The sequence below is a fragment of the Corynebacterium tuberculostearicum genome (assembly GCF_022347385.1).
In the GTDB taxonomy this organism is placed as follows: domain Bacteria; phylum Actinomycetota; class Actinomycetes; order Mycobacteriales; family Mycobacteriaceae; genus Corynebacterium; species Corynebacterium tuberculostearicum_M.
This window is the reverse complement of the sequence record NZ_JAKRDT010000037.1, coordinates 1-3,542: the sequence shown is the minus strand read 5'-3', so window position 1 is coordinate 3,542 and position 3,542 is coordinate 1. Positions and strand designations below refer to the sequence as shown.

Annotated in this window: 5 protein-coding genes and 1 tRNA gene; 4 read left to right on the top strand and 2 right to left on the bottom strand. The window is 56.9% G+C overall.

Annotation, left to right across the window (positions count from 1 at the left end; genetic code table 11):
- The 3 genes from MHK00_RS11655 to MHK00_RS11645 all read left to right on the top strand — a co-directional run.
- Window positions 1-284: integrase core domain-containing protein (locus MHK00_RS11655; RefSeq protein WP_250411974.1), on the top strand; the 284-nt coding region annotated here is incomplete at its 5' end.
- Between the two features lie 311 nt (window positions 285-595).
- Window positions 596-1,024 carry an MmcQ/YjbR family DNA-binding protein gene (locus MHK00_RS11650; RefSeq protein WP_150851362.1) on the top strand — a complete coding sequence of 143 codons (429 nt, stop codon included), beginning with the start codon at window positions 596-598 and terminating at the stop codon, window positions 1,022-1,024.
- A 66-nt stretch (window positions 1,025-1,090) separates the two neighbouring features.
- Window positions 1,091-1,576 carry a MarR family winged helix-turn-helix transcriptional regulator gene (locus MHK00_RS11645; protein ID WP_250411972.1) on the top strand — a complete coding sequence of 162 codons (486 nt, stop codon included), beginning with the start codon at window positions 1,091-1,093 and terminating at the stop codon, window positions 1,574-1,576.
- 18 nt (window positions 1,577-1,594) lie between these two features.
- Here MHK00_RS11645 and MHK00_RS11640 read toward each other — a convergent pair whose 3' ends face one another.
- A complete protein-coding gene (locus MHK00_RS11640; protein WP_250411969.1) occupies window positions 1,595-2,143 on the bottom strand; it encodes a DNA-3-methyladenine glycosylase in 549 nt (182 codons plus the stop codon).
- Complete coding sequence (locus tag MHK00_RS11635; protein WP_250411967.1) at window positions 2,143-3,000, bottom strand: polysaccharide deacetylase family protein; 858 nt, start codon at window positions 2,998-3,000, stop codon at window positions 2,143-2,145. Before MHK00_RS11635 ends, MHK00_RS11640 begins: the two co-directional genes overlap by 1 nt.
- 157 nt (window positions 3,001-3,157) lie before the next feature.
- Between MHK00_RS11635 and MHK00_RS11630 the strand changes: the two genes are divergently transcribed.
- Window positions 3,158-3,230 (top strand) — tRNA-Ala (locus MHK00_RS11630).
- Window positions 3,231-3,542 lie beyond the last annotated feature (312 nt).

Below are 3,542 nucleotides of genomic sequence, written 5' to 3'. Positions count from 1 at the left end.
AGCTCTGGGAAGTCTGCCATAACCTGGGCATTGCTCAGTCTGTGGGGCGTACTGGTGTGTGCTTTGATAACGCGATGGCTGAGTCGTTCTGGTCGACGCTTAAAACCGAGTTCTACGACCGCAAGCGTTGGCCAACCCGTGATGCCGCGCGCAAGGCCGTTGCCTACTGGATGGAAGTCGTTTACAACCGTCGGCGCCGGCACTCTGCACTAGGGATGGTCAGCCCCGTCGACTTCGAAAACCACATTGGTCTAACCACCAGTAGAAAAGAAATAGCTGCCTAAGCACTAGGTAGCCCCACTACGTGTCCACGATTTGCGGGCAACCCCAGTTGGACTATTTGAGCTTCATCGCTGGGGGTGGTCGGACATACTTAGTACTGGCATCTACATTACTGTGAGACCTCATACCACCTGGGCTGGGTCAGGTTCCTATTAGCAGTTTGAGTATGTCACTGTCTTCGGCGGCATCACCCCCGGATCATTTTCAGACAGGGGCGGGAATAAGCCATACCGAAGCCCGCGACTAGTTCTACTGTCCTTTCAGACGGAGGGAACGGAAATAAACATAGCCCGCCCAATCGGGTGGACAGACTATGAATCTTCGGCGCCCTGAGGTGGAACTGCTAACAACGAAATGGGGGGCGATGTTGGACGGGAGCGGCATCTACAAGGTTGCGCGGCAGCGCGCCGAAGAGATGTTCGGCTCGCAGGTGCTGCATCCTTTTGGTCCCGACTGGGACGTATTCAAAGTACGCGGCAAAATTTTCTTGCTGTTGACAGCGGTGACCGGTCAACAGCAAATGATCATTAAGGCCGAGCCGGAGGACTGCCAAGCGCTACAGCAGCAGTATCCATTCATTGCGCCGGGCTACCACATGAATAAACGGCATTGGGTTTCCGTCTATCCACACGCAGAGCTGCACCAACAGCTGATAGAGGAGTTGGTCACGGATTCTTATCGTTTGGTGGTAGAGAAGCTGCCGAGAAGGCAGCGGCCGATCGAGCCGTCCTCTGGACACTAAGGCCTTTGCGTTTAGGACAGTGACGAGTCACTTTAGAATTAAAGCCAAGTTGATAGAATAAATCCCATGACCGAGCGCGATGACTACTGGCTGGATGATGAAGAACTCACATCATTTATGTCTCTAATGAGCGTAAATATTCGCTTAACCAATATTTTGGATGCTCAGCTGCGCGATGACGCAGGCTTGAGCTTTTTTGAATATACAGTGCTATCTCGGCTATCGGAGGCGGAAAGTCGCGAGATGCGTATGCGCGATTTGGCGATTACCGCCAATGGATCTTTGTCCCGCTTGAGCCAGGTCGTTACGCGCCTAGAAAAGCAGGGGTGGGTCGTGCGCCAGCCGTGCCCGACTGATGGACGCACCACCATGGCACAGCTGACGGATAGCGGCTGGGACAAGGTAGTAGAGACTGCGCCTGGACACGCTAAGCAGGCGCGCAAGTCCGTCATGGATAGCCTGACCCGCACGCAGATTCGCCAGATGCTGCAGATTAATCAGCGGATAATTAAGGCCATCGAGAATGATGAGCGCTACGGTGGGCGCTATTAGTTAGCGGAACTAGCAGGGCTATTTCTTGGGATAGCCGCGGCGGCCCGAGACGGTTTTATCGAAGGGGATCCAAAACCGTAGGGCCGCTTCCTTGTTTTTAGAGATACCGATACGCGGTCCGCGCACCCATTCTGGCTCGGTGGTGCGCTCGACAAGCTGTATTGATTGGTGGTTGTCTTCGAGCGTGAAGCCCAGGGCCTTGCCGAGGTTTCCCGGTCCGCGGGCGAGGTTATGAAAATCAGAAGCGCCACGGCGGGCAAAGGCGGTGTCGGCGCCCTCGATGATTTCACCGCCGCGCAGCAGGCAGCCTTGGCCAGTGCCTTCAGGGGCACAGACGATATTGACGTTGCGGTGGATGCCATAAGAAATATAGACGTAGAACCTGCCCGGCGGACCGAACATGGCCGCATTACGCGGGGTCTTGCCATTGAAAGTGTGTGCCGCGGAGTCCTCGGCGCCTAGGTAAGCCTCGACCTCAGTGAGGCGGATGCTCACCCCGGCATGGGTGAGAGTGCAGCCGAGGAGTTGGGGAGCGACGGCGTCGGCAGTAAGGGCAAAATCAATCATTAACCACGAGCGTAGTAGCGCTTACCTGCCACGGGGGTGCGCAGGAGGCGATCCAGGCTCACAGGCTCGAGGCCCTTGGCGCGTAGGCCATCGATAACGCAATCGGCGGCGTCCACGGTGGTGGGGTGGATATCGTGCATCAAGACGATGGAGCCGGCGCGGGCACCCTGTACGGCCGAGGAACAGACGTGCTCAGAGTTGCGGTCTTTCCAATCCACGGTGTCGACGTCCCAGAGCGCCTGGGAGACGCCTTTATCGCGGGTTACCTGATCCACGGTGGCGTTGGTAGCGCCGTAGGGCGGGCGTACCCAGCGCGTGTTCTGGCCGGTGGCCTTCTTAATAGCGGCGTTGCCGGCGTCGATTTCCTGGGATACCTGCGCAGGCGACAGCGTGTTGAGTTGGCGGTGGCTCTTGGTGTGGTTGCCAATGGTGTGGCCCTCGGCCTTCATGCGTTTGAGGAGCTCGGGGTGTTGCTCAGCGCTGGGGGCGAGCACCATGAAGCTCGCGTGCGCGTTCTTGGCCTTGAGTTTGTCCAGCAGGCGGTTGGTCTCGGCGCCTGGGCCGTCGTCGTAGGTGATAGCTACGCAGTTGGCACAGTCGACGCCGCCACTGTTGCGCGGCTCTGTCTTCTTCGCTGGGGTAGGTGCCTTTTGCTTAGGAGCTTTCTGCGGGAAGGCCTTGGAGGTGATGTCCTCGACCTGTGTGCGGGCGTCATCGATGCGATGGTTGATTTCGTCTTGGATATTCGAGCTGGAGGACACAGGCAGCTGTGGAATCTGCGGCAACTGTGCGTTAGCGGCCGCTGGAACGGCAGCGGCGACGAGCACGGTGAGGGCGGAGGTGAGAATGCGACGCATGGTTTTCCTAAGGATGAGGGAAAGTGGACACGATGTGCCCATGACCCTAGCGCCTGCGTGTAACTGAAGTGATAGGACATGCCTAAAGTGGTCAAAGTGATTTGAGTGGTTCAGGTTTGGAGTTACTTCGCCTGCGGTAGTAAAGTATTTAGGCACTGGGGCATTAGCTCAATTGGTAGAGCATCTGCTTTGCAAGCAGAAGGTCAGGAGTTCGATTCTCCTATGCTCCACAGCATGTAGTCCGGCTTCCTCTTTGGAGGGGCCGGACTTTTTCTACGTGGTGGGGTTCAGGGGGTCGAATTGGCTGCGATCGCAACTTTCGTCCATACAAACCGTGGTTTCCGTCGACAGTTGTGCCGGTTTATATGGACGAAAATCGTGATCGGCGGAAGGGGGGATGGCGGAAGTGTGCAAGGTCGCGGGGACCTGGCCCCCGTTAGGTAGACACCTGATATCCAGCCCGGTTGGGTTGGGAAGAAAGGTAATCTACCACCATGCCTAGGTACTCCGAACAGTTCAAACGTGATGCTGTAGCCCTCTAC